This is a genomic window from Desulfomarina sp., assembly GCF_054039375.1.
This window is the reverse complement of the sequence record NZ_JBPLBA010000009.1, coordinates 1-25,445: the sequence shown is the minus strand read 5'-3', so window position 1 is coordinate 25,445 and position 25,445 is coordinate 1. Positions and strand designations below refer to the sequence as shown.

The following is a 25,445-nucleotide window of genomic DNA, read 5'->3' as shown; positions in this document are numbered from 1 at the left end:
AGCTTTTCACGGTCTCTTTCGTCCGCATAGGTAGGCTATAGCGAACAAAAGAGCCTGCAAAAATCTGCGGCACCTGTGAGCAATTACAGTTCAGAGGTAATAAGATCATATAATTGCTACCCCTGTGAGTAGTTACTATTTATGATTGAAGGCCGTACCGCCGCAGTCGGGTTTTTCATCACCTTGTTGAGGCCGGACCATAGAGTCCGGGTACGCCGGTTTTTATGAACTTCCAGGAGGATGGAACAGGAATATGGAATTTTCACGTTTTGGCAGAAAAATGACCAGCAATGCCGGAATTCTCTCTCTTATGGATGATCTGGGAAAAGCTCTTCTTTCCGGAGGGGAGAATATGATTATGATGGGGGGTGGTAACCCCGGAGTTGTGCCTGAATTCAGGGAGACTGTTCAACAGCGATTGAGGGCAATCTGTGATGATTCCCGTCTTTTTCACCAGCTCACCGGAGTTTATGGTCCTCTCTGCGGTGATCATGATTTTGTGGAAGGGCTGGCTGCTCTGTTGAACAGAGAACATGGATGGGATGTGGGGCCGGAAAATATCTGCCTTACAAACGGCAGTCAGACAGCATTTTTTTATCTTTTCAATCTTTTTGGCGGTTTGTATGAAGATGGTTTCAGAAAGAAAATATGTTTGCCCCTGGCCCCGGAATACATAGGTTATGCTGATCTTGGACTGGAAGAGGACCTGTTTGTCACCACACGGCCGAGGATTGAATACCTGGATGACGGGATGTTTAAATACAGGGTCGATTTTGACGAGCTTGCCATAGGTGATGATATAGGGGCCATCTGTGTTTCAAGGCCGACCAATCCCACGGGGAATGTTGTAACAGATCGTGAGGTTGAGAAGCTTTCAAAACTCGCTGAAGAAAAAAATATTCCCCTTATCATTGACAGTGCCTATGGCCTGCCTTTTCCCTGCATGGTTTATACGGATGCCCGGCCCGTGTGGAATAAAAATACTATTGTCTGCCTTTCCCTGTCAAAACTCGGGCTTCCTGCCATCAGAACCGGTATTGTCGTCGCCGATGAAAAAGTTGTCAAAGCCCTTGGAAGTATGAATGCCATAATGTCTCTTACACCGACAAGTGTCGGGGCAACCTTGATGCGTGAAATTGTAAAAAGTGGTGAAATCGGGAAGATAAGCCGTGATCTTATTCAGCCTTTCTATAAAAGGAAAATGGAAAATGCATCCAGAGCGGTACGGGAGCAGTTTGTGGATATTCCCTGCCGCATACATAAACCTGAAGGAGCCATGTTTCTCTGGCTCTGGTTTGAGGATCTTCCCATTTCCAGTCTCGAGTTGTATGAGAGGTTGAAGAAAAGGGGTGTTCTGGTTGTGTCGGGACATTATTTCTTTCCGGGACTGCGGGGTGGTTGGAAACATAAAAATGAATGCCTGCGCGTGACCTATTCTCAGGATGATGATGCGATCAGAAGTGGGATTGCCATTATTGCTGAAGAGGTGAAGAAAGCATATTCAACTCCGTAACCCTGATAACGGTATTTTGATAAACCGGCATGACTCTATGGCTCGGCCTCAAAAACCAATGAAAATTCCGACTGCGGTGGTGCGACCTCCGGACACGGATTTTCAGATAAATGGAGAATACCATTGAAGATAAGACTGCTGGTTATACTGCTCGTATTGTTTCTTTTGACTGCTCTTGGGCCGTTGGCTGGATGGAGTAAATGCCTGCGGGGAGACTGTCGGAACGGGAAAGGTGTCTATGTATCGGCGGATGGCAGGCGCTATACCGGGGAATTCAAGAATGGCACTCTCCATGGCAGTGGAAAGCTGATCTTTGGCGACGGTACAGTTTACGAAGGGCAGTTTAAAGACGGAAGGTTTCACGGCAGGGGAAAGATAAAGCATCCGGATGGCCGTACATATGATGGTCAGTTTTATAAAAATGTAATCCATGGAAAAGGTACGCTGGTACAGGCTGACGGTACTCAATACATAGGTGAATTCAGCCTGGGGCAGTTTCATGGGAAAGGTGTTCTGTTTTCTCCGGACGGCAGGGAATACAATGGGGAATTCAGAAATAACATGATCGAGGGAAAGGGGAAAATTGTTTATGCTGACGGCAGCTGGTTTGATGGATTTTTTCATAATGGAAAACCCGATGGGATGGGAACCAGAAAATATGTAGATGGCAGCAGTTATTCCGGAGAATACCGTGGTTCGGCCAGGCATGGCTATGGTGTGTTTTCCTCCCCCGACGGGGAAAAATATGAAGGAATGTTTGTCAATGACCGCTACGAGGGAGAAGGGACTCTTTGGTATGCGGATGGTAGAAAATACACGGGAGAATTTAAAAACAATCTCTGTCATGGCTATGGTACCATGGAATATGTGGATGGCTCCAGGTACCAGGGAGATTTTTTGGAAGGGCTTCCCCAGGGCAAGGGACGGCAAGAATTTCCAGATGGTACAGTTTATGAGGGCGGATTTGTCCAGGGAAAGAGAAACGGTATGGGAGAACTCCTGTTTCCTGATGGCTCCAGGTATAAAGGAGAATTTGCCGACAACAGGATGCATGGTACGGGTACACTTGTTTACAGTGACGGTTCTGTTTTTACTGGTCAATTTGTCAACGGTCAGCCACAGCAGAAAGAAGGGAGTGTTTCCAGAGAAATTACAACTTCACCAACAGTTGGAAGGGAAAAAACAGGAGAGGGATTGGAATCAGAGCAGGTTCCGGGGGTACAGGATGGAAAATATTCTGTTCAAAATGGTGTGGTTCTGGATACAACCCGGAATAATATGCCGCTCACCGGCAGTGCACACATTGTTTTTCCGGACGGCAGAGAATACAGGGGGCAATTTAAAAATGGTCTGATGCATGGCCCTGGAATGCTGGAATTGCCTGGTGGAGACAGCTATGTCGGTGATATGAGAAACGGAACAATTGAGGGGTATGGTACATTTCATCATAAGGATGGCAGGGAATACAAAGGTGATTTTGTAGCCGGCAGAAAACATGGCAGCGGTATCTTCACTTACCCGGATTCCACCCGTTATGCCGGTGAATTTAACAACGATCTGTTTTCCGGCAGGGGAGAATATTTTTTTTCTGATGGCAGTCATTACAAGGGGGAATTTGCCCACGGCAGTTTCCAGGGGAGAGGAGAGTTGACTTATCCGGACGGCAGTGTGTACAGGGGAGAATTCAAAGATGACCTTCCCCATGGCGAGGGTGTTCTGGTTTCCAGTGACGGCAGTCGCTATGAGGGAGAATTCAGGTTCGGGGCCCGTGAAGGAAAAGGCACATTCATCAGAAAGGACGGTCGTGTCTTCAAAGGGATTTTCAAAAAGGATGAGTTGGTGAAGCAGGAGTTCTGAGTATGATATTTGAGGTGCTCTCATGGTACTCACCACTTAAGTTAATGACATTGTGTCAGTAGTTAGTGCCTGTCCATAGTTGATCTTTTTGCCCGATATCTGCGTTGCCCGAAGATTTTTATCCTCGGAGGTAAGCGTAGACTCCGATATCAATTATATGCCTGCGGTAAAATTTCCCGTGCGCCTTGATCTCGAACAAAAAATCTCATTTCTGGACAAACACTGGTTACAAAAATTTAAAAGAGACTGAAAATGCGCTGGAGTTATAAAACTGTACACTATGAACTGAAAAAGGAAGGCCTGCTTGGCAGTGCTTTTCTGGATGAGTCAGAAATGGAGCTTTCCCTCAATGAATATGGGCGTGCAGGTTGGGAACTTGTTTCTGTGATACAGACAATGGATGGTATTATTGCCGTGTTTAAACAGCCTCTGGCTGAAGAAACGTCCTCACTTTTTCATATTGATCCTGTTGCCGCAGAAGAGAAGGAAAATGAGTTTGACCCGGTTGAGAAAGTATCCCCTCCGGTGCTCGAGGATTTTGAGGTCATTGACTCCGGGGAGGAGCTGCAGCAGGAATCAGACGATGAAAAAGACAGCTCTCCCGATGTGGGGGCAATCCGGATTGAATAAGTGTTTTGATCAGCCATAAAACTCAGGCCGACTGCAGGTAATTACTCAAAGGCACATCTCCAGGCTCACAAGTGTCAGGTGGAGTTGTGTACGTAATTGGAATAAATTCTGATTAAGGAAAATAACTGATGGGGGAAGAAAGAAGAAACAGAGGAGCACAGCTTCTGTTTTCAGCGAGTCCGGACTATACTATCGGGGTGGAAATAGAGTTTCAGACTCTTGATAAAAAAAGCTGTGACCTGGCCCCGCTCGCGCCAATTCTGCTTGAAAATGCGCCACCACTTCTCCGTCCCCGTCTTTCACCTGAATTTATCCAGTCCATCCTCGAAATTCAGACCGGCGTCTGCCATACACTGAAAGACGTTGAAAATGATCTGATGCAGACTGTGAGTATGGCTGAAGAACTGGCGGAGGATAATCAGGCCATGCTCTTCGCTGCGAGCCTGCACCCCTTTGCTCAGCACAGGAAACAACTCCTCACCACAAACAGTCGTTACGAGGCAATAATGCAGGAGCTGCAGATTGTCGGCAGAAGATTTATCACCCAGGGACTTCATGTGCATGTCGGTGTCCCGGACGGGGATACTGCGGTAAGGGTCTGTAACCGTATCCAGGCCTACCTTCCTGTACTTCTGGCCCTGACTGCTTCCTCACCTTTTTCCCAGGGAGAGGATACCGGCTTCATGTCTTATCGGACCAAACTGTTTGAAGCGCTGCCGCTTGCAGGAATTTATACCCATGTTGACAGCTGGAAATCGTTTCGGGATGAGATTGAACTGCTGCGGTCTGTGGGTGTCATAGATTCCATTAAGGATTTGTGGTGGGATGCCAGACCCCATCCTGATTTTGGCACTCTGGAGGTTCGTATTTGTGACCTGCCGGTTCGGTTTACTGATATTCTCGGTATTACTGCCATGATCCAGGCCCTTGTGGTGACTCTGGTAGAGGATGGGATAACTTGTGGTCCCCTGAATCAGCATATTATAAAGTCGAATAAATGGCAGGCTGCCCGACATGGTCTTTCAGGAAGTTACTATGATGCTTCAGGCTGGCTGGCGACCGGGAGGATATTGCTGCGGGACGCGGTGGAGAAACTGCTGGAAAAGCTGGAGCCTGTGGCCGATCGATTCGGTTCCTTAAGATATCTTGAAAATATTCAGCGTATTCTCCGGGACGGTACCGGTTCGGATTTTCTACGCTGCTGTCATGGTAAGGAAAAAAGTCTTAAAAGTGTAGTGCAATCATTGTGGGGGGAATTCTGGCTGTGAGTCTGTATAATAAATCCATTGCGGCTTCCGGGCATCCCCTGGTGAGCCGGGCTGCTGCCGTTATCCTGGAGCAGGGAGGAAATGCTTTTGACGCGGTTGTTGCCGCGGGTTTCGCCGCGGCGGTTGCTGAACCGGCCCTGACGAGTCTTGGTGGTGGCGGGTTGATGCTCGGTCACAGTGAGAAGTATGGCCAGATTTTTTATGATTTTTTTGTTGATATTCCGGGAAAAGGGAGGAAAAAGGAAATCGATCCTCTTGATTTTTTCCCTGTAAAGGTTGATTTTTCAGGTACGACCCAGGTATTTAATATCGGCCTTGGTTCTGTTGCTGTTCCCGGGGTTCTGAAAGGACTGCTCCATATTCACAGGAAACTGGGATATATGGAGCTGAAGGATGTTGTGGCTCCCGCCAGACAGCTGGCTCTTGGGCATGAACTGAACAGTCAGCAGGCTCATTTTCTTGAGATTTTGTCTCCGATCATGAGTCGCACGGAGCAGGGTGTTTCCCTCTACGGTTCTGCAAAGACTGCCATCCGTGAGGGAGCTATGCTGGTTAACCTGGAAACGGCGGAATTTCTCGAGCAGATCTGTATTGAGGGGGATGAAAGTTTTTATGAAGGAGAGCTGGCAGCAAAAATGGTGCTGGAAATGGAGCAGGGAGGAGGTCTTCTCACTCGGGAAGACCTTTCTGCCTACCGGGTATATGAGAAAAAACCTCTTTCCGTCCCCTACGGCAGGTATCTTTTTCTCACGGCGGCCGAACCATCTATGGGAGGAACACTTATAGCTCTGGCCCTCCAGCTTTCCAGCAGATGTCAGCTTGGGGAAACTGAATGGGGTTCGCCTTCGCATCTTGTCCGTTCAGTGGCTGTGATGAAAGAGGTTGATCGGTTGAGAGCCGAAGGAATTGCAACACCGGCTGACCTTGAAAGGTTCATGGAAAATGATGAAAGAATTGCTATAGCCGATAATAATATTCGACTGTTCTCCAGGGGAACCACCCATATCAGTATTGCTGACAACAGGGGTAACTGCGCGGCCATGACCTGTTCAAACGGTGAAGGTTCCGGCTATTTTGTTCCCGGTACCGGTATAATGCTGAATAATATGATGGGAGAAGATGACCTTCATCCGCAGGGATTCCATGCAGGTGTTCCGGGTGACCGCGTCTTTTCCATGATGTCACCCTCTCTTTTGCTGGACGGTAACCGGGTCAGGCTGGTGATCGGCAGTGGTGGTTCGAAACGGATACGAACAGCCATCTGTCAGGTTCTCCAGCAGGTTATCGATTTTCACCGTCCTCTGCAGGATGCTGTGGATGCGCCCCGTCTGTATCTGGATGAAAAATGTTTGCAGCTTGAACCCGGGTATGATCAGTTTGCAGTCAAGGCCTTGAGAAAGGTAGTGGAGGTGAATCTTTGGCAGAAGCAGGGGGTTTATTTCGGAGGTGTCCATGCCGTTATTCCCGGTGTTGAAGGCGCAGGTGATCCCCGACGTGGTGGAGCCGTGACAGTTGTTGATCATTCATAATTGTTTCTTGATTACCCATGAAACACAGCCAAATTGCGGATGTGCCTGTTTTATCAGGCTAGCTTACGGTCAAAAATCACTGGAAATCTCAATTGATAAGGAATTCAAATGAAAAAGTGTCAGTCCAGATCATTTTATAATCAGTCTAATGTGATTTTTGAAATACGCCTGACAAAACAGGCACATCCTCAGATTTCCAAATAACAGGCTGAGTTTCATACCTAATCAGATAAATAATAAAACATGAAATTTGAAGGTCCATAAAAACATACTTGTCGAGGAAAATGAATTTTCTGAATATTGATGGGAAAAAATTTATTATTTTCGGTCTTGCCAACAAAAAATCAGTGGCTGCCGTGATTGGAAAGACGTTGTCGGCAGAAGGCGCAGAGCTTATTCATGTGGTCCGTTCTGAAGAGAGAAAAAAAACGGCTGAAAAGTTGTTTCCTGATAGCCGGATTTATATCTGTGATGTGGAGAATGAGGAAAACATAATCCGGGTCAGGGATGAAATTGCCGACTGTATAGATGCTGAAAACGGTGGCCGGGTAGCCGGCATTGTTCATTCAATTGCCTATGCCAATTATTCAGAAGGAATGAAACCGTTTCACAAAACGATCAAGGCTGACTTCCTTCAGGCAATTGATATTTCCTGCTTTTCATTTATTAACATCGCCAACCACTTCAAAGATCTGGTTGACAGGGATGGTTCCTTTGTGACAATTACCATCTCCACCACCAGGATGGCAGCGGAAAATTATGGTTACATGGGTCCCGTAAAAGCGGCTTTGAACTCTTCCCTTTGTTTTCTGGCGAAAAGCTTTTCAGATTTTTCCAATATCAGGTTCAATGCAGTTGCGGCAGGTCTGTTGAAAACATCGGCGTCGGCAGGGATCCCGGGGTATGTGGACAGTTATCTTTTTGCCGAAAAGGCCATTTTAAGAAAAAAGGCACTGACAACACAGGAAGCTGCAAATACGGCAGCCTTTCTGTTGTCAGATCGGTCGTCGGGAATAAACTGTCAGACAATTGTTGTCGATGCGGGAATGGAAGTAAATTATTTCGATAAGGATATAATTACAAAAGCGGTGAGCTGAGAAGAAGAGCATCCCCGGTAAAGGGTTTCAAGGGAAAATAAAAAACAGCAAAATACGAACAACCAGGAGCAAAAATGCTGGATTTCAAGATTGATGAAGAGTTGTGTATAGGGTGTGGACAGTGTGCAAGCGATTGTCCTGCCACAATTATTGCCATGGACGGTGGTCTGCCCGTTATTCCTGAGGATATGGAGCAGTACTGCATACACTGTCTGCACTGTTTTGCCATATGCAGTGAGGGAGCTCTGTCTCTTCTCGGTGCAACTGTCCAGGATGTTCTGGAGTTACGAAAAAATCTTCCAGACCCGGAAAAAATGGAGGTACTCATCAAGGGGCGGCGATCTTTCAGAAATTATCAGGACGAAAATATGGATCCTGCAGAAATTGAAAAACTTCTTGAAGTGGCCTGGCATGGTCCCAGCGGTCATAACGATAGACGTCTGCTGTTCAGCCTGGTGGATGACAAAGGGGTTCTGGACAGTATACGAAAGGAAGCTTTTGACGGCCTGGAAGAGCTGATCAAGGAAGACAGGCTGCCTGAAGGCATGGAAATGTTCACTGATATCATGGAGGCGTGGAAGCAGAAGGGAGTGGATATTCTTTTCCGTGGTGCCCCTCATCTTCTGGTCGTTTCAGCCCACAAGGAGAGTGCTGCTCCACTGCATGATGCCATCATCAGCCTGACGACTTTTGAACTCTATGCCCAGAGCCGTGGCGTGGGAACCATCTGGAACGGTCTTGCCATGCTGACCATCACGGAACTGGTTCCCTCCCTGCGCAGACGGCTGCAGATCCCGGACGACTACCTGATTGGATATGTGATGGGGTTTGGTATGCCGGCTGTTCGGTATGATAGAACTGTCGATCGTGGAAAACCAAACTTTGTCCGTATTGAAATATAAACCGGTATGGTCGGATCGAATGGCCCGGCCAAAAAAATGATGAAAATCCGACTGCGGCAAAACACCCTTTGCTGGCTGGATTTTCAGGAAACAGATAGCGACTGTAAAAGGAGATTCTGAATGAATGCACCAGGAATGATTCGACGGCAGGTTTATTGCCTTGTTGTTCTGATTTCCATGTTTCTTGCGGCGGGTATGGCGCGGGCGCAGGAGAGTATAACTATTGGGATTAATCTTCCTTTGAGCGGAGCAAGGAGCGAGGCGGGGAAGAATGTGAAAGCGGGAGTAGAGCTTATCCGTGAGCTTGTCAATGCGGCAGGCGGCGTGAAGATTGGCGGCCAGTCGTATGCAGTGAAATATGTTTACGGTGACAATGAAACTGAGCCGCAGAAAGCAGTTTCAGCTGCACTGAAACTTATTACTGTTGATAAAGTGGTTGCCATTGTCGGTCCCATTGACAGTTCCAGAGCTATTCCAGCGGGAAATATCTGCAATTCTTTTAAAACACCCATGGTTTCACCAACTTCAACCAATCCGAAAACCACGTTGAACAGACCTTTTGTGTTCCGGGCCTGTTTTCTTGATAATTTCCAGGGTCAGGCTATGGCGGATTTTGCCATAACGGAATTGAAAGCGGAAAAAGCTGCTGTTCTGTTCAACGTTGCCGATGCCTATCCTCGAGGACTTGCGGAGTTTTTTAAGAAAAGCTTTGAAAAGCAGCGGGGGGCAGGTTCTGTTGTTGCGTTTGAGAAATTCCTGTCCAGCGAAAAAGATTACTCCCATTATTTTGAAAAAATTGTTGCATCAGATGCTGATGTTCTGTTTATTCCGCAATATTCTGACCAAATTCCGGCTATCATTAAACAGGCCAGGAAAAATGGTTGGAAAAAAGCAATCTTCGGTGGTGATGCCTGGGAGTCTTCAGACTTGATGGCAGAATGCGGGGATGTCTGCAAAGGGCTCTATTTCTGTTCTCATTTTGGTGCTGTCGGCGCAAAGGGAAAAGCCAAAACCTTTGTTGAGCAATTTCAAAAGAAAAACGGCCGGCTTCCCACGGCCAACGCGGCTCTCAGCTATGATTCTGTTGATCTGGTTCTTACCGCAATCAGTCATCTTGACGGTCTGGGCGGCAATCTTCTGGACACCCGGCGGGCAATAAAAGATAAACTTGCGGCTATCAGAAGTTTTGAGGGTGTTTCCGGTTCTCTGGACATGAACAGTAGCGGTGATCCGACTAAAAGTGCGGTAGTATTGAGAATTAACGATAAGGGAGAGTTTGAATCCTATAAAATTCTAAATCCATAAAATCATATAGTTAATATCTTTACTTGATTACTCATGAAACTCAGCCAAATTGTGGATGTGCCTGTTTTATCAGGCACATCCACAGACTCACAAATAACAGGCTGAGTTTCATACGTAATCAGATATCTTTATGAGGAGTCACATTTTTATGTCCTCATTCAATTGAAGAAAGAAAAAAAGGCCGTTCACCTCAGGAAGAGGTGAACGGCCTTTTTTAATGAAGCCGGTTTTAAAATCAGACTCGACTATGAATTTTATGTTTTTTCAACCATCTTATCCTTAAGCTGACTATATTGACCGGGGAGCAATTAACAAAAAACAGGTTACAACAATGCCAGTAACACACCTGCAGCAACAGCCGAACCGATAACACCTGAAACATTGGCTCCCATGGCATGCATGATGAGATGATTCTGGGGATTGGCTTCCAGGCCGACCTTGTTGACAACCCGTGCAGCCATGGGTACGGCGGAAACGCCGGCGGCACCGATAAGTGGATTGACGGGGGTTTTGGAAATTCTGTTCATGAGTTTGGCAAGAAGGACACCGGCTGCGGTGCCGATACAGAAGGCAATCATGCCGAGTGCAAGGATGCCAAGTGTCTCCACATTGAGGAATTTATCCGCTGAAAGCTTACTGCCCACTCCCAGACCAAGAAAGATTGTAACAATATACATCAGGGAGTTTTTGATAGTATCCGACAGTCGGTCGACTACACCACATTCCTTGGCAAGGTTGCCAAGCATGAACATACCGATCAGGGGCGCTGCAGAGGGCAGTAGTGCGGCACAGAGGCCGAGTACCATTAACGGCAGAATTATTTTCTCCATTTTTGATACATGGCGGAGCTGAACCATCTTAATTTCCCGTTCCTCTTTTGTGGTCAGCCACTTCATGATCGGCGGCTGGATAAGAGGAACCAGTGCCATATAGGAGTAGGCGGCAATGGCGATGGAACCGAGCAGTCGTGGAGAGAGCTGGCTGGAGAGAAAAATGGCCGTGGGACCATCCGCCCCACCGATAATACCTATGGAGGCTGCGTCCCGGAGGGAAAAATTGATTCCAGGAATCATATCAGTCAAAAAGAGAGCACCCAGCAGGGTTGTGAAGATACCGAACTGGGCGGCTCCGCCTAGAAGGATTGTTTTCGGGTTGGCAATCATGGGGCCGAAATCAGTGAGAGCGCCGACACCCATAAAAATGATGAGGGGGAAAACACCAGTCATTATACCGACTTCATAAATATAAAAGAGAATACCGCCGGGTTCGGCAATTCCCGCCAGCGGGATATTGGAGAGGATGGCACCATAGCCAATGGGAATAAGAAGCAGAGGTTCGAATTTTTTGAAAATCCCCAGGTAGACCAGCAGAAGTCCCACGAGCATCATCAGTACACGGCCGATTCCCACTGTCCAGTCCTTGGTGAACTGTCCCTGAATAATACCGTAAATGCCAGTGGTTTTATACAGGTTCCGACCAAGACTGGAAAGGGAAGGCAGTGTACTGCTTTTTGATGTAACCGGCATATCGGCAATGACAGGAGAAGACTCCATGGCGCCGATAACATCACCTTTATGGATTTTCTGGTATTCCCTGACATTGAGGTCAGTTATTTTGCCGGAGGAACCGGCCTTGAGGTTGATGATTGTTCCATCCTCTTTTTTGAGGGTGGCAATGTGGTCACCACTGTAGACAAAGCTGCCCGGATGGACATCAATACGTTTTATTTTTGCATCCGCCGGCGAGGTGATGGTGATCTTTTCAGTATCCGCAAAAGCGGGTACTGAAAAGACGGTAATCAACCCCAGCAAGAAGAGCATGAAAATTCCGTTATTCATTTTCATAAGATTTTCCCGATAAAAGCGAAGAGGAAAAGGTTCCCGGAAGCCTGAAATGCACCGGGAACCGGGTCGAAACAACATGGTTCGTAACTGGTCACGGGGGGGATTCAACTTTTTTAACTTCTGACCATTTACCATGGTTCAGTCATGTTCTAACCGATGGTGAAAAGCGGATCGGAACTCTGAACCGTATCTCCGGCTGAAATGTGTACCGCAAGAACCTTGCCTGAGCAGGGTGATTTTACTTCTGATTCCATCTTCATGGCTTCGAGGATGACCAGGGGTTGGTCGGTTTCAACGGCACTGCCGACTTCAACCAGTATTTTTACAACATTACCAGGAGTTGGAGCTTCTACCTCCGTTCCTTCAACTGCGTCATCAGCAACAGGTGTCGAAGCCGCAGGAGCCGCTTTGATGCCACCCGCCTCTGAAACAGTCACGTTGTAAGGACGGTTATTCACAGTAATGGTGTAGTCACGGGGACCCATGGGAGCCGGTGCTGCGGGAGCAGCGGTTTTGCTGCTTTTCTTGTCAGCCGGCTTTTCGTCAGTGATCTTTCTGATATTAGTGACAGCATTGCCAAGGAGAAAATCAAGGCCTTTCTGCTCGCAGCTGGCAATGATGAAGATGTTTTCATCGTTTACCGGCAGGTTGTTTTCCTCTAGAATCCTGGTGGCCTTTGGAATACCCGGTTCAAGAATATCGAGGGGATCATCAGTGAAAACCGGTTTTCCCAGTTGTTCAGAAGCGATTTTGATGATTTCCGGATCCGGAGGAGCAGGGGTACGACCAAAATAACCGAGCACCATGTTGCCGTAACTGGGGTTGATCTTTTTCCATTTACCCTGGGTGACATTGAGATAGGCCTGCTGGAAGTAAAACTGGGATACCGGAGTCACAGACGTACCAAAACCTCCCAGGCGAACGACTTCCGACATTTCCTTGATAACGTCGGCATAGAGATGCAGAGTTCCTGTGTCACGCATCATCATGGTGTTTGCCGTCAGGGCTCCGCCGGGCATGGGAGAGAGTGTGACAGTGGGGGACACCATTTTGGCTTCAGGCGGGAAAAAGTAATCCTTCATGGCTTCTTCAAAGGCTTCCGTGGCCACCAGGATCTTTTCATAATCCAGATCCAGGGTAAAATCCGTACCTTTGAGAGCATGGATCATGGAAAGAATATCGGCCTGACAGGTTCCGCCGCTCACCGGGGCCTTGGCAAGGTCAATTCCATCGGCGCCACCTTCAATTGCGGCAAGATTCTGGGAAATGGCGAGGCCTGCGGTATCATGGGTATGGAACCAGAGAATGGTATCGTCGGAAACAAGTTTACGGGCAGCTTTGAATGTTTCAAATACTTTTTTCGGATTGGAGGTTCCAGACGCATCCTTGAAACAGATAGAGTGAAAAGGAATATCCGCATCAAGGATCTGTTTCAGTCTGTCCATGTAGAATTCTGCGGTATGAGCACCGGTGCAACCGGGAGGGAGATCCATCATTGAGACTACAACCTGGTGATTCAGTCCGTGGTGGGCAATTCGTTCTCCGGAGTATTCAAGGTTACGGACATCATTGAGTGCGTCAAAGTTTCTGATGGTGGTCATGCCGTGTTTCTTGAACATTTTGGCATGCAGATCAATGATATCCCTGGGGCACTGGCTCAGGGCAACAACATTGATCCCGCGGGCAAGGGTCTGCAGGGCAACATCAGGACCGACTTCGTCCCTGAAGCGGTCCATCATATCAAAAGCCGATTCTCCACAGTAGAAGAAAAGGGACTGGAACCGGGCTCCGCCTCCCGCCTCAATATTGGTAATACCGGCATCAACGGAAGCTTTGACCGCCGGGAGAAAGTCATCGGTTAAAACCCTGGCTCCGAAAACAGACTGAAATCCGTCCCGAAAGGACGTATCCATAAATTGAATAACTTTTTTACTCACCGTTTTTCTCCTCGCATGTGTTGAAATGTTACTGTACCTGCTGATTGAACCAGAAGTGTTGTCGGTATCTTTCCGAAAACTTTAAATCACAACAATATATTCAAAGACCAGTACGTTTCGGCAGGACAGTATTGGTTTTTCCCGTCTGGGAAGGATAGTTCTATCTTGCAGAAGCATAGATTTTTCAAGGCTTATGTCCGCGCAAAACGTTCGGCTTCAAAGGCTGCAATTGCGGCTGCAATAACAGCAATATCCTCATCATTATCAGCGTAAGCCTCTTTTTTCTTTCTTCTTTTGAGAGCTTGGAGTTCTCTTTCTTTTTGTATTGCCTCCAGCTCCCGGGCTGTAGCGTCCCGGGTGAGAAAGGATACAAATTGAATGAGCAGGATCATCAGGGAAAGGAAGAGCAGGACGGTCGCCATGCCGACAAACATCAGTTTAACACCTTCAATAATCATTGTCTCCAGTCCTCGCTACTGGTAAGTGTCAGTCCGAAAAGATCTTTTCAGGATAGACATTTTAATGGTTAATCCAAGGTAAATGGGTGGAAATTTCATGCTACACGATGTAGCCCGGCTGATCAAAACAATAACATTAATAGAAAAGGCAAATGTTTCTTATTAAATCGTGCTGAATTGTAACTATTTGCAGGTGCCACAGATTTTCACAGACTCTTTTATTCGCTATAGCCTACCTGGTGTCCCGTCACCACTGCTCTGACGTATCTTGCATGTCCTTTTTCACGCCATCCCGCCTGCGGATTATGTTACATGGCTCATTTCTGGACAGACACTGCCTATGCGGACAGAAGCGCCTGCAAAAATCTGTGGCACCTGTGAACAATTACAGTTCAGAGATAATAGAATCGCATAGTTGCCACCCCTGTGAGGAGTTACAATTAACCTTATCAAATATAAAGAGAGAGAAATTTTTTGTTTGAAGAGCCAGGCTGTGCCCTGTGACAGGGTACAGCCTGTATGACGGACTCTGGCCAGGTTAGACTTCATACACGGAGTACTCGGTTGTTTCACCGAGAAGTCTGTCTATTTCATTTTGAATTTCAATCCGTTGTTCATTATGGAGCCATTTGTTCCAGTCATCCAGCGAACGCCAGGTACTGATAACCATACACTCATTGTCTGCATCCACCCGTCGAAGGGTTTCGCCATAAATATATCCGGATTGACTCAAGGTGAGGCTACGAAGTTTCTTCAGCAGGATCGTCAATTCAAGAATACTGTCAGCTGAGACTTTTCTTTTGATAAAGATTTTGACTGTCATAGGCACTCTCCTTTCTCAATATTAATGATCAGCAGTCGTTTACATAAAAAACAGCCGCCCTGTACCTCCGGGGTACTGTGCATAAGTGATGGAGGTATAATTAAACTATAGTGGTATTGGAAATAGTTGTAAAGAAAACAGAGGTAATAAAATCATGGAGTTGTTGCCCCTGTGAGGAATCATTAATAGAAACATGAATCCGTCGGAGGATGCCGTCCAGGGGGGGGAGAGTGGATTTTTAAACAGGCTTGAACATGGGTTTTTGGCTGTATTTCAGGATGTTATCCAAAAAATTGATCGGGTCACAACTGGTTCACCATTCTTTTCTGACAGGAAATCTAAACAGATCACGCCAGATACGCGGTGTGAAAAGCCGGAGTGAATGTGAGCAATTACGAAAAGATTTTTGAGAAACTTGCATGGGAGGAGGAGAGAAGGTAAATTTCCAGGTTGGGATGTATTGCCGGCGGATGCGCACGGATTCAGAAAACTGATTTTTGTATGTAATCCGAAAAGATATTGAGTGAATTAATGGAGTAATATGAAAAATCCTGTCGTACCGTTAAATGAACGGATAATTGTTGCCCTGGATGTTCCGACCTCGGCCGGAGCAAAGAAGATTGTGAAACAGTGCGAGTCTCATGTGGGTTTTTTTAAGGTCGGTCTCCAGCTTTTCATGGCCAGCTGGTTTGAGATGGTTGACTGGTTGGTGGACAGGGGACACCGGGTCATGCTTGATCTGAAGTTTTTTGATATTCCGGAGACAGTCAGGCTGGCGGTGGAGCAGGTGAACAGCAGGGGGGTCTCCTTTGCAACCATTCATGGAAATGATCCGATTATTCGGGCCGCAGTGTCTGCCCGGGGTGATATGAAACTTCTCGCCGTCACAGTATTGACCAGTTTCGGGGAGGAGGACATGCGGGCAATGGGCATGACCCGGTCAATTGAGGATCTTGTTTTTTTTCGGGCGAAAAGAGCCCTTGATCTTGGCTGTGATGGTGTTGTCTCTTCCGGGTTGGAAGCGGAAAAAATGAGGAACAGCCTGGGGGAAAAACTGCTCATTGTTACCCCGGGAATCAGGCCGGGTGCGAATGTGGAAGAATCGGTTGATGATCAGAAACGTATCGTTACAGCGGGTACGGCTGTAAAAAACGGTGCCAATCATGTGGTCGTCGGCCGTCCGATCACGGGAGCTGCAGATCCGATCAGGGTCATTGAAACGATGCAGCAGGATATTATCCGGCTCACTGGAGAGAGTTAATGTGAGTAAAACCTAAATCCTGCAATTGGCAAATCCGCCAAATATGTCGTAATATATTGAAATTAAGTGATAATTATTTTTTTAAAGTGAAGGATTCAGGAAAAAATATTCATCCTCGATACCAACATAATATTCTATGACAGCCCATGCCTTTGTCATTTCCAGGATAATTCTAATTTTTCAAGGCACCCTTCAAAGGTGAAGTGACAGGATGGTAGTGGACAAAGACCCGGCGCATTGATTCTATTTCCGTCAGGAGAATCTGCTCCACACGGGTGGCAATTTCATCTCCTTCCGCCACTGTAATCTCGGGGGAGATACCGATTGTAATATTAATGACCATATACTGGCCAAACCTGTGTCCATGGATGTCTTCAATATCAAGGACCTGTTCAACTTTTCCCAGCTTTTCATGGATAAGTTCACAGAGCTGCTGACCTGGCAGGGTATTCATCAGATCAGCTGCCGATTCCCGAATTATTTCGACTCCGGTATGGAGGATAATCAGAGAGACTAATCCGCCCGCAAGCGGGTCAACCCAGAGAAAACCGGCACGGCTGAAAAGGATGCCGACACTGGCCGCCAGAGCCGAAAAAATGTCGTTCCTATGGTCGGCTGCCAGGGCCAGAACCACGTTGCTTGAAGTCTGTCTGCCAATCGAATATGTCCAGAAACTGAGCCATATTTTTATCAGAACCGTGAACAGGGCAATCCAGAGAGCCAGTTTTGTTGCCCCTTCCGGGCTGCCGGAGATATTGGTCAGTTCATACACTCTGTTGACGGAGGACCAGAAAATGGAGATGGCTGTTGTGATGACAAAAGCACCAACTACGACTGCAGCAATTGATTCCAGCCGGTCATGCCCGTAGGGGTGTTCTTTGTCAGCCGGCTTTCCCGAAAGACGCATAAAGATACGGACAACGATACCATAGGCGACATCCGAGGTTGAGTTTATGCCGTCTGCAAGCAGAGCGGGGCTGTTACCGACTATGCCGACACCGGTTTTCAGAATGGCCAGTGCGGCATTGGCAAACAGGCCGAGGTTGACGGCCAGGATCGTTTTTTTATGCCTGTCGGTTGGAGTCATAAATGAAAGTTTCGAAAATGTCCGTTACTTTATGATGAAAGCTCAGCAGGTTCGGGAGAGCAGGGAGGGTACGGTTTCAATTTCAATCCAGTAATGCTTTTTTCCCCCCTGGTCAAGTTATCTATAATTGAATTCTGATTACGACATACAAAACTCAGCCTGATAAAAACAGCCACATCCCCAAACTGGCTGAATTTCATGGGTAATCAGAAATGGAATTGCTTAATGAAAAAAGAAAGTACTCAGTCCTTTTCAAAAAGCAATGATTGCAGGCCCGGCTCGCTGCCATCGTTTTGACGTTCCTTATTTCCGAAAAATTCCGCAAACATGGATTAAAAGTCCGGATAACCGCTTTCTTTTGTTAGAAGATTGTTTGGGGTAAAGTTTATAACAATGTGTAACCATGTGTTTTTTTTGTGTTGGTTTTTGTTTGGGATTTAAAATTGCAAGCAATATTTCTGGTTCGATATGGATTAGGGTTATGGGGAATATTTTTCAATTAATTGAGTTTCGGGGGTAATTAAATTTTTAATCAAAAGGGAAATAAATTATGAAAAAATTATTGCAGATTGTAACACCTTTTTTGTTCTTTTTTACAGGAGTATTCACTGCGCAGGCTGATCCTGTAGATTTGACAACCTGGTCTCCTTTGACACTAGATTATAGTGGAGGGCAACCGGCAGGAAGCTGGGTATTGCAGGCTGGAAATACTGCCGTAAAACAGGTTGTAAATGCTGATCCGTCATTTTATCTTAATAATCTTAACCAGACCAGTTATTCGATGGATGGCTCCTGGCAGGTTGATGGGGGATGGGACGATGACTATATGGGTTTTGTTTTCGGCTATCAGAATTCAAGTAATTTTTATTTATTTGACTGGAAACAGGGATCCCAGGGTTATGTGGGTACAACAGCCGCCGAAGGAATGACTGTTAAGAAAATGACAGGTGCGACCGGAAATGGTTTAACAGATCTTTCGTTGGCTGAGTTCTGGGAAAATGAGAACGATTTTGGAGATATGGAAGTACTTGCCCAAAACCATGGCGCGAACAAAGGATGGGTTGACGAGGCGGTATATACATTTCATCTTGACTTTAACCTGATTCCTGGAACATTTACGATTAATGTCAGGGATGCTTCAAACAATCTTCTGTGGGATGTTACTGTTTTAGATTCAACATTCACCAGTGGACAGTTCGGGTTTTATAATTATTCACAGGAGGATGTACTTTATGCCGGTTTTGAACAGACAGGAGGAACAACCGTTCCTGAGCCTGCAACAGTATTTCTGTTCGGCATCGGTCTTGCCGGTCTGGCGGGTTTGAGGTTTCGAAATAAATAAATCTTCTAGATAACAAAAGTTATTTTTAAATTTGACCCGGCAACGCCCAGGTAGAACGCTGATTACCAATAAAATTCAGCCGGATTGGGAATGTGCCTGCTTTGGCAGGCTAGCTAATTGCTCACAGGCATCTCATGTCCATGGTCATTTTTGTCAGTATAGGCAGGTTATAATGAACAGAAAAACCTGTAGAAGTCTGTGACTCCTGCGAGCAGTTACAACTATTTAATATCAAAGATCTATTTCTGAGAATGTACAGAAAATAACCTGATTTTTGGGGATATTCTTAAAGTATTGTGTCGAACGGTGGAATCATATTGATTTCCACCGTTTTCTTTTTCTCATGTTTTGATAAAACTTCCATCGGTGTCCCAGTTGTTTTTCAGGAAATCAATGCCGGAATGACTGGTAAGATCAAGCTGGACAGGAGTGATGGAAATACAGCCTTTCTTTATGGCCTGAACGTCTGTATCTTTACCGGAATCGTGAACGGGGGTCCCGCCGCCGATCCAGTAATGCCTGCGGCCCCTCGGGTCGCAGGTTTCCTGTATTGAATTTTCCCAGAGTCTTCTCCCCTGTCGGGTTATCCTGATGGTGTTCTTATGTTCCGGGGGAATGTTTATATTGACGAGAGTGTTATCCGGCAAACCGTTTTTCAATATTTTTTCCGCGACCATTCTTGCCACTTTTCCTGCTTCAAGAAAATCGTAAGGGGGATCTCCGGTGGCGGAAACCGCCATGGAAGGAATTGAATACATGGTTCCCTCAACAGCTGCGGAGACTGTTCCAGAGTAGGAAATGTCATCTCCGAGGTTGGCTCCGGCGTTTATTCCTGAAAGCAGGAGTGCAGGCCTGCAGTCAAGTATTTTTTTTATTCCCAGGGCAACACAGTCTGTTGGAGTGCCGTTTACCATATAAGTGTCTTTGTCAATTTCGATCACCTTGAGTGGTCTGTCCATTGTAAGGGAATGGGAAACTGCGGAATTGTCCCGATCGGGCGCAATGACAATAATTTTTCCAAATCCTTCAACAGCCTGTTTCAGGGCCATCAGACCGGGACTGTGAATGGAGTCGTCGTTGGTTATAAGCAGAGTTCGCATGTCTTTAATCACACAGTTCAGAGGTAATAGAGCAGCGCCCCCTGTGAGGAGTTACAAACAGACAGTTCCCAAAGTCCGCAACCGGCAATTTCACCGGATTCGGATGCTCACGGATTCTGGAGAATTTTCCAGAAAGATTGAACAACCGGGTTGTTTCTGTTCCTTATCGAGGTACAGCCGCCTACCGTAAAAGGTTTGAGGCGGGGAGTGACCTCAAGGATATCGATTTCATCAGCGAGACTGCTTTTATCAAGGACGAGTCGGGGGACAACTCCAACTCCGCAGCCCATGCCAACCATGGCGATGATAGCCTCATTGCCGGAAACCTGTGAATAGAGGTTTGGGGTAATCTGTTTTGCGTTGAACCAGCGCTCTGTTCTGGTTCTGCTCAGTCCTTCATTGGCAAGAATGAGCGGTGTTTTTTCCCAGTTGATATGTTTTCTGTTCTCATCACTGTAACAGATTGTTTGCGGAAAAAATCTGGGAGCAATAAAAATAAGTGGAGTTTTCAATATTTCAACACAGTCAAGGTGTTTCGGTGGATTTTCAGGAAGAGCGGCAATTGAGATATCAACTTCTCTGGCCTGCAGTTTGCTGAGGGCCTTTGCAGCATCGCCTGTCTGGATATGAATGGAAACCTGAGGATGAATTTTTCTGAATCGGATAAGGATTCGCGGAAGTATTGACAGAATGGCAGTAACAGAACAGTAGAGTGATATTTTTCCCCTTAAAACGGTATCGTTCTGCAGATTGTTCTGCAGCTCATTCCAGCGTCCGATGGTCTCCTCGCAATATTCTCTGAAAAGGATGCCGGCTGGAGTGAGAGAGACCGACCTGTTGTCACGTAGAAACAGCAGTTTGCCTGTTTCGTTTTCCAGTCTTTGGATTGTTCTTGTCAGGCCGGAAGGTGTGATATTGCATTCAAGACTTGTTTTGCCGAAATGGAGTGTAGTTGCCAGGTGCCTGAATAGTTCGAGTTCTCTTATGTTCATGTGAAAATGATTTTTAAACCGGTGTTGCCGAATATGCAACATAATATCATGAATAAATCACTTGACGCAATAAGAGAATGTCAATTATATGGAAGACTCTACCGCTGGAAAGAGTTACGTGGAAGACATGTTTACGTAACTTCTCACAGGGGTAATAACTATATGATTCCATTACCTGTGAGTAATTACAAGTTTACGGATGTCGGTTTCAGATAAACCGGCATGGTCGGAGTCTATGGCCCGGCCTCAAAAAACCAATGAAGATTCCGACTGTGACGGCACGGCCCTCAGCCGCGGATTTTCAGATAAAACAGGCTGAACCTTGTACTTTTTTTGTATGGTTCAGACACTACAATTTTCCGTAAAGCTGGAAAAAGGAGATCAGGATGGCAGAAAATTATTTTAATTCATTGTCACTGCGTCGTAAGATAGAAGAACTTTCCAAATGCCGTTTCATGGATCCGGCCGAGTTTAACGGGGTTGAAGCACTCAAGGGCAGGAAAATCGTCATTGTCGGATGCGGGGCCCAGGGATTGAACCAGGGGCTGAACCTGAGGGACAGTGGGCTGGATGTTTCCTATACCCTGCGTGATTCAGCCATTTCGGAGAAACGGCAGTCGTGGAAAAATGCCACTGAAAATGATTTTGTCGTGGGCAGTTATAAAGAACTTATTCCGCAGGCCGATCTGGTCATTAATCTGACTCCGGATAAACAGCACACTGCCGTTGTTTCCACGGTGATGCCGCTGATGAAAGAGGGTGCGTGTCTTTCCTATTCCCATGGGTTTAATATTGTGGAAGAGGGGATGCAGATCCGCAAAGACCTGACTGTCATCATGGTTGCACCGAAATCACCGGGAACCGAGGTACGTGAAGAGTATAAGCGTGGATTTGGAGTACCAACCCTGATTGCCGTACATGGTGAGAACGATCCCAAGGGTGAAGGCTGGGAAATTGCCAAGGCCTACTGTTGTGGTACGGGTGGGGATCGAGCCGGTGTTTTGGAATCTTCATTTGTTGCTGAAGTAAAGTCTGATCTGATGGGGGAACAGACTATCCTCTGCGGAATGCTGCAGGTGGGCTCCCTGCTCTGTTATGACAAAATGATAGAAAACGGTATAGATTCAGGCTATGCGTCCAGACTGGTTCAGAATGGCTGGGAAGTGGTGACGGAGTCCCTGAAACATGGTGGTATTACCGCCATGATGGACCGGTTGTCCAATCCGGCCAAAATAAAGGCTCTTATTTTATCGGAGGAGTTGAAAACTATTCTGCAGCCATTGTTTGAAAAGCATATGGATGATATCATGTCAGGGGATTTTTCCAGAACCATGATGGAAGACTGGGCAAACGGTGACGCCAATCTGTTGAATTGGCGCAGGCAGACTGGGGAGACTGCCTTTGAGAGAGCAGAGTCTACAGAGGATGAAATCCCGGAACAGGAATATTATGATAACGGCATCCTTATGGTTGCCATGGTCAAGGCCGGGGTCGAGCTGGCCTTTGATACCATGGTTTCTTCCGGTATCAAGGAAGAATCTGCCTATTACGAATCCCTTCATGAAGTACCTCTTATTGCAAACACCATCGCCAGAAAGAAACTGTATGAAATGAACGTGGTTATTTCAGATACGGCGGAGTATGGCAATTACCTTTTTGCAAACGCGGCAATACCATTGCTTGGTGATTTCATGAAGAGTGTTGACAGCGATGTTATCGGCAGGGGACTCGACCTCAAGGATACCGGTGTTGATAACCTGGATCTTATACAGGTGAATGAGTCAATCCGTTATTCCGCAATAGAAATGGTTGGTGAAGAATTGCGGTCATATATGAGTGCAATGAAACCGATAATGTAAAAGACCGGAAAATTACATCAGGAATAAGGCTGTAAGGTTTTGAAATCTTAGGGCCTTTTTATTTTTCCTGATTTTTTTGTAAAGAAAAGGTAAGAAAGTGGTGGGGAGTGTGGGAAAATTGTAAGTTTCAAAATGTAATATGGGGCAAATCCGGAAAAACGGAACAAACTCATCTCCGTATCGGAAGAGAAAAGAACTCCTGATATGGAGATAATTATTACACCCATGAAAAGAAAAAGGAGAATTCAATGAAACTTACATCTGTGTGTGTAGCAATCATGTTGGCCTGTGTTTTCAGTTTTTCTGTTGTACCGGGCCAGGTTTTTGCCAAATCGTCAGCTCAGGAAGTCACGGGAAAGGTAAAAACAGAGAGTAAAACCAGGAAAAAAACCAGGAAAACGAAAGCAGAAGCAAAGAAAAAAACTGCTAAAAAAAGTACGAAAAAAGCAACGAAAAATTTTCCGAAAAACGTGGATATCAACCGTGCTGACAAAGAGCTGCTGATGCAGCTTCCTGGAATAGGACCCAAAACAGCGGAAGCGATTCTCAAATACAGGAAAGCAAACGGTAAATTTAAAAACATTAATAATCTTGTCGAAGTTAAGGGTATTGGCGAAAAAACCCTGGCCAAGCTGAAGCCGTTTCTGAAAAAAATCTGATTTTTCTTAAAGAACCCGGGTCATATTCAGGTCCCGGGTTCTTTATTTCCCAGTTATCTTGGATCTACAGGGTATTTTGCCCGGAACCATTCCCTCCAGCCTCCTTTAAGGGCTGAAACATCGTTATATCCTTTTTCCATTAATTTCTGCGCCACCCGGGCGCTGGTAAATTCGTTGGGTCAGGCACAGTAGAGAACAAGTTTTGTATTTTTGGGATATTTCTTCACCTGCTCGATATCCGATGGTGCCATTCTGACAGCATCTTTGATTTTAAATTCGCTTGAATTCCAGTCTCTTCCAACCCGGACATCCAGAACCACGAGATTTTCTGAACCGAGCAGTGATTTCAGTTCATCCTTGTCCATTTTGGTGACAGATGCGGCAAATAGCTGCCCGGATATCAGGAAAGTTATTGCCAGTAGAAGGGTAATAAGTTTTTTCATAATGTTTCTCCTTAAAGGCTGAGTTTTGTGTATCAATTGTGTTTATTACCGGCAGGCAATAAACCTTTTGCAGCCAATGCTGCAGTTATCAGAACAGTTGAGCAGAAGACCAGGAGGGAATATTTTTCATGAAAAGAGAGCAGGAGTGAACAGAGACTCAAAAAAAGTACAATCCCGAGAGCATATCCTGCGGTTGAGATATATCTATGTGTTTTTTCAATAATTTTTGCAACAGAAAAGCACTGCATGATGATAAGGGAAAGCCAGAGCAACAGGCTGCCTCTGATATAGATTTCAAGTTTTTCACTGCCTGCCATACCTGTCATCATGAAAATACCGATCAGAACAGAAAAAAATATGGGGTAAATCCTGGTGCGGACGGCAGGGCTTATGGAAAAACGGTGGAAAAGAACAGATGAGAGCTCCGTCAGAATATTATTAGTCTGAATGAAAAGGCCGTTCACGCAGGCAAGGGTACCGCTGATTACTGTGATTCCGATTATGATCCGGCCGGTTTGTCCAAGGCTTTCCCGGGCGACAAAGAGGTAGGGAATTGTTGATATGGAAAGCCTGACAGCTTCAACATTGTCAAGGGAAACCCTGGTCCAGAGCATGAACAGTACGTAGCCGGAAACTGGAGCGAGGAAGAGGTGATTCCAGCCTTTGTCAGAGTTTTTCCGGTGGGGTTGAAGTGTGAGTTGCCCGGGGTTGGGCGGTATTGCATACCTGGTTGGTTTGAAATCAAACCCCAGAAAGAGGAGTAGGGCTCCGGCCGGTATGGACAGCACGTTGGGAACGGAAAGGGCAGGTTGTTCCGGTTGGGACATGTGGTGGCCGTTGAGACCATAAAGTGAAAGAAAAAGGAGTCCGGAAAATGCAATTCCTATGAGAACTGGTTGTATGGTAAGGGCTGTTTTTTCTCCCAGTAGGTGCAGCAGCAGAACGAAGATGAGAAGACTGAAGCTGAAAGCGAAATTGGGAAACCAGTAGAGAAATATTTCATTAAAAGTGAAACCGGCGGTGACAAGTATTCCGGTAGGGAGAAAAAGAACCAGGCTGGCCCGACCGGCAAGAATGAGGGTCGCTGCCGGAAAAATGCCGGTTGTTTCCGTGAGACAGAGGAATGCATTTCCGGCATATGATCCCAGTGCCCGATGCCGGAAAAGGGAGATACTGCCAATGGCAAGGAGAAAACCGATTGTCAGCATCAAGTAGAAAGTATTTCCATACAGACCTGCGCCGTTTCCCTGGAGGATGAGGGCATCCGGGGAAAGCATCCAGCTCAGTGCCAGACTGACTGGTATTAAAAGAGAATAAAAACCCATAAAATTTTCCGCAAAGGTGTTTCTTATGGGAGCTTTGTCAGACTCGATTTATTCCATTAAAAAAAACTGATTATCCATGAAACTCAGCCTTTTCACGGTTCTCTTTGCTGCAGAGTTGTTAAGGCCCTGGCAAAATCAAAATTTTCCAGGTGATGTCTGATTTTTATTATCAGTTTACGGTCTTTTTTAGCGAGTTCTGTATTTTCGAGCTTTT

21 protein-coding genes are annotated in these 25,445 nt (G+C 46.2%); 12 read left to right on the top strand and 9 right to left on the bottom strand.

The genetic code is table 11. The features are described from left to right. The first annotated feature begins 253 nt into the window (after window positions 1–253). The 8 genes from ACXLDX_RS00490 (at window position 254) to ACXLDX_RS00455 (ending at window position 10,101) form a co-directional block, all read left to right on the top strand. Window positions 254–1,513, top strand: coding sequence for a valine--pyruvate transaminase (locus ACXLDX_RS00490; protein WP_457575222.1), 1,260 nt, complete (start codon window positions 254–256; stop codon window positions 1,511–1,513). A 123-nt stretch (window positions 1,514–1,636) separates the two neighbouring features. Then, window positions 1,637–3,370 carry an MORN repeat-containing protein gene (locus ACXLDX_RS00485; protein WP_457575221.1) on the top strand — a complete coding sequence of 578 codons (1,734 nt, stop codon included), beginning with the start codon at window positions 1,637–1,639 and terminating at the stop codon, window positions 3,368–3,370. A 252-nt stretch (window positions 3,371–3,622) separates the two neighbouring features. Next, complete coding sequence (locus ACXLDX_RS00480) at window positions 3,623–4,000, top strand: DUF4177 domain-containing protein (RefSeq protein WP_457575220.1); 378 nt, start codon at window positions 3,623–3,625, stop codon at window positions 3,998–4,000. Between the two features lie 128 nt (window positions 4,001–4,128). Then, complete coding sequence (locus ACXLDX_RS00475) at window positions 4,129–5,268, top strand: carboxylate-amine ligase (RefSeq protein ID WP_457575219.1); 1,140 nt, start codon at window positions 4,129–4,131, stop codon at window positions 5,266–5,268. Then, complete coding sequence (locus ACXLDX_RS00470; RefSeq protein ID WP_457575218.1) at window positions 5,265–6,797, top strand: gamma-glutamyltransferase; 1,533 nt, start codon at window positions 5,265–5,267, stop codon at window positions 6,795–6,797. Before ACXLDX_RS00475 ends, ACXLDX_RS00470 begins: the two co-directional genes overlap by 4 nt. 284 nt (window positions 6,798–7,081) lie before the next feature. Then, window positions 7,082–7,894, top strand: coding sequence for an enoyl-ACP reductase FabI (locus ACXLDX_RS00465; RefSeq protein WP_457575217.1), 813 nt, complete (start codon window positions 7,082–7,084; stop codon window positions 7,892–7,894). A gap of 74 nt (window positions 7,895–7,968) precedes the next feature. Then, window positions 7,969–8,796: a nitroreductase family protein gene (locus ACXLDX_RS00460; protein ID WP_457575216.1), complete on the top strand. Its 828-nt coding sequence runs from the start codon at window positions 7,969–7,971 to the stop codon at window positions 8,794–8,796. Window positions 8,797–8,916: 120 nt separating this feature from the next. Next, window positions 8,917–10,101: an ABC transporter substrate-binding protein gene (locus tag ACXLDX_RS00455; RefSeq protein WP_457575215.1), complete on the top strand. Its 1,185-nt coding sequence runs from the start codon at window positions 8,917–8,919 to the stop codon at window positions 10,099–10,101. Window positions 10,102–10,424: 323 nt separating this feature from the next. Here the strand turns inward: ACXLDX_RS00455 and ACXLDX_RS00450 are convergent, their stop codons facing one another. The 4 genes from ACXLDX_RS00450 to ACXLDX_RS00435 form a co-directional block, all read right to left on the bottom strand. Further along, window positions 10,425–11,627: a sodium ion-translocating decarboxylase subunit beta gene (locus ACXLDX_RS00450; protein ID WP_457575224.1), complete on the bottom strand. Its 1,203-nt coding sequence runs from the start codon at window positions 11,625–11,627 to the stop codon at window positions 10,425–10,427. Window positions 11,628–12,094: 467 nt separating this feature from the next. Beyond that, window positions 12,095–13,858, bottom strand: coding sequence for a biotin/lipoyl-containing protein (locus ACXLDX_RS00445; protein WP_457575223.1), 1,764 nt, complete (start codon window positions 13,856–13,858; stop codon window positions 12,095–12,097). A 215-nt stretch (window positions 13,859–14,073) separates the two neighbouring features. Beyond that, the gene (locus ACXLDX_RS00440; RefSeq protein WP_457575214.1) at window positions 14,074–14,340 is read right to left on the bottom strand and encodes an OadG family transporter subunit; all 267 of its coding nucleotides are present in this window, start codon (window positions 14,338–14,340) and stop codon (window positions 14,074–14,076) included. 538 nt (window positions 14,341–14,878) lie between these two features. Next, window positions 14,879–15,163 (bottom strand): antibiotic biosynthesis monooxygenase family protein, encoded by a 285-nt coding sequence (locus tag ACXLDX_RS00435; protein WP_228854991.1) that lies wholly within the window; start codon window positions 15,161–15,163, stop codon window positions 14,879–14,881. Between the two features lie 541 nt (window positions 15,164–15,704). Between ACXLDX_RS00435 and pyrF the strand changes: the two genes are divergently transcribed. Continuing rightward, window positions 15,705–16,424, top strand: coding sequence for an orotidine-5'-phosphate decarboxylase (pyrF, locus tag ACXLDX_RS00430; RefSeq protein ID WP_457575213.1), 720 nt, complete (start codon window positions 15,705–15,707; stop codon window positions 16,422–16,424). A 172-nt stretch (window positions 16,425–16,596) separates the two neighbouring features. Here the strand turns inward: pyrF and ACXLDX_RS00425 are convergent, their stop codons facing one another. Further along, window positions 16,597–17,511, bottom strand: coding sequence for a cation diffusion facilitator family transporter (locus ACXLDX_RS00425; RefSeq protein ID WP_457575212.1), 915 nt, complete (start codon window positions 17,509–17,511; stop codon window positions 16,597–16,599). Between the two features lie 550 nt (window positions 17,512–18,061). Here ACXLDX_RS00425 and ACXLDX_RS00420 point away from each other — a divergent pair. After that, window positions 18,062–18,853: a PEP-CTERM sorting domain-containing protein gene (locus ACXLDX_RS00420; RefSeq protein ID WP_457575211.1), complete on the top strand. Its 792-nt coding sequence runs from the start codon at window positions 18,062–18,064 to the stop codon at window positions 18,851–18,853. 341 nt (window positions 18,854–19,194) lie between these two features. Here ACXLDX_RS00420 and surE read toward each other — a convergent pair whose 3' ends face one another. Further along, the gene (gene surE, locus ACXLDX_RS00415; protein WP_457575210.1) at window positions 19,195–19,953 is read right to left on the bottom strand and encodes a 5'/3'-nucleotidase SurE; all 759 of its coding nucleotides are present in this window, start codon (window positions 19,951–19,953) and stop codon (window positions 19,195–19,197) included. A 107-nt stretch (window positions 19,954–20,060) separates the two neighbouring features. Next, the gene (ilvY, locus tag ACXLDX_RS00410; protein ID WP_457575209.1) at window positions 20,061–20,945 is read right to left on the bottom strand and encodes an HTH-type transcriptional activator IlvY; all 885 of its coding nucleotides are present in this window, start codon (window positions 20,943–20,945) and stop codon (window positions 20,061–20,063) included. Window positions 20,946–21,331: 386 nt separating this feature from the next. Between ilvY and ilvC the strand changes: the two genes are divergently transcribed. Together ilvC and ACXLDX_RS00400 are read left to right on the top strand one after the other, a co-directional pair. Further along, window positions 21,332–22,804, top strand: a complete 1,473-nt coding sequence (gene ilvC / locus ACXLDX_RS00405; protein WP_457575208.1) for a ketol-acid reductoisomerase — start codon at window positions 21,332–21,334, stop codon at window positions 22,802–22,804. Between the two features lie 248 nt (window positions 22,805–23,052). After that, window positions 23,053–23,463: a ComEA family DNA-binding protein gene (locus ACXLDX_RS00400; RefSeq protein WP_457575207.1), complete on the top strand. Its 411-nt coding sequence runs from the start codon at window positions 23,053–23,055 to the stop codon at window positions 23,461–23,463. A 53-nt stretch (window positions 23,464–23,516) separates the two neighbouring features. Here ACXLDX_RS00400 and ACXLDX_RS00395 read toward each other — a convergent pair whose 3' ends face one another. Both ACXLDX_RS00395 and ACXLDX_RS00390 read right to left on the bottom strand, forming a co-directional pair. Beyond that, the gene (locus ACXLDX_RS00395) at window positions 23,517–23,906 is read right to left on the bottom strand and encodes a rhodanese-related (seleno)protein (RefSeq protein WP_457575206.1); all 390 of its coding nucleotides are present in this window, start codon (window positions 23,904–23,906) and stop codon (window positions 23,517–23,519) included. 32 nt (window positions 23,907–23,938) lie between these two features. Next, a complete protein-coding gene (locus ACXLDX_RS00390; protein ID WP_457575205.1) occupies window positions 23,939–25,231 on the bottom strand; it encodes a hypothetical protein in 1,293 nt (430 codons plus the stop codon). Window positions 25,232–25,445 lie beyond the last annotated feature (214 nt).

Coding starts and splice junctions, on each gene's coding strand:
- ACXLDX_RS00420 (WP_457575211.1), top strand. CDS start 18,062: ATGAAAAAATTATTGCAGATTGTAACACCTTTTTTGTTCTTTTTTACA.
- ACXLDX_RS00455 (WP_457575215.1), top strand. CDS start 8,917: ATGAATGCACCAGGAATGATTCGACGGCAGGTTTATTGCCTTGTTGTT.
- ilvY (WP_457575209.1), bottom strand. CDS start 20,945: ATGAACATAAGAGAACTCGAACTATTCAGGCACCTGGCAACTACACTC.
- ACXLDX_RS00475 (WP_457575219.1), top strand. CDS start 4,129: ATGGGGGAAGAAAGAAGAAACAGAGGAGCACAGCTTCTGTTTTCAGCG.
- surE (WP_457575210.1), bottom strand. CDS start 19,953: ATGCGAACTCTGCTTATAACCAACGACGACTCCATTCACAGTCCCGGT.
- ACXLDX_RS00460 (WP_457575216.1), top strand. CDS start 7,969: ATGCTGGATTTCAAGATTGATGAAGAGTTGTGTATAGGGTGTGGACAG.
- ACXLDX_RS00445 (WP_457575223.1), bottom strand. CDS start 13,858: ATGGATACGTCCTTTCGGGACGGATTTCAGTCTGTTTTCGGAGCCAGG.
- ACXLDX_RS00490 (WP_457575222.1), top strand. CDS start 254: ATGGAATTTTCACGTTTTGGCAGAAAAATGACCAGCAATGCCGGAATT.
- ACXLDX_RS00465 (WP_457575217.1), top strand. CDS start 7,082: ATGAATTTTCTGAATATTGATGGGAAAAAATTTATTATTTTCGGTCTT.
- ACXLDX_RS00440 (WP_457575214.1), bottom strand. CDS start 14,340: ATGATTATTGAAGGTGTTAAACTGATGTTTGTCGGCATGGCGACCGTC.
- ACXLDX_RS00435 (WP_228854991.1), bottom strand. CDS start 15,163: ATGACAGTCAAAATCTTTATCAAAAGAAAAGTCTCAGCTGACAGTATT.
- ACXLDX_RS00480 (WP_457575220.1), top strand. CDS start 3,623: ATGCGCTGGAGTTATAAAACTGTACACTATGAACTGAAAAAGGAAGGC.
- ACXLDX_RS00390 (WP_457575205.1), bottom strand. CDS start 25,231: ATGGGTTTTTATTCTCTTTTAATACCAGTCAGTCTGGCACTGAGCTGG.
- ilvC (WP_457575208.1), top strand. CDS start 21,332: ATGGCAGAAAATTATTTTAATTCATTGTCACTGCGTCGTAAGATAGAA.
- ACXLDX_RS00425 (WP_457575212.1), bottom strand. CDS start 17,511: ATGACTCCAACCGACAGGCATAAAAAAACGATCCTGGCCGTCAACCTC.
- ACXLDX_RS00400 (WP_457575207.1), top strand. CDS start 23,053: ATGAAACTTACATCTGTGTGTGTAGCAATCATGTTGGCCTGTGTTTTC.
- ACXLDX_RS00450 (WP_457575224.1), bottom strand. CDS start 11,627: ATGCCGGTTACATCAAAAAGCAGTACACTGCCTTCCCTTTCCAGTCTT.
- pyrF (WP_457575213.1), top strand. CDS start 15,705: ATGAAAAATCCTGTCGTACCGTTAAATGAACGGATAATTGTTGCCCTG.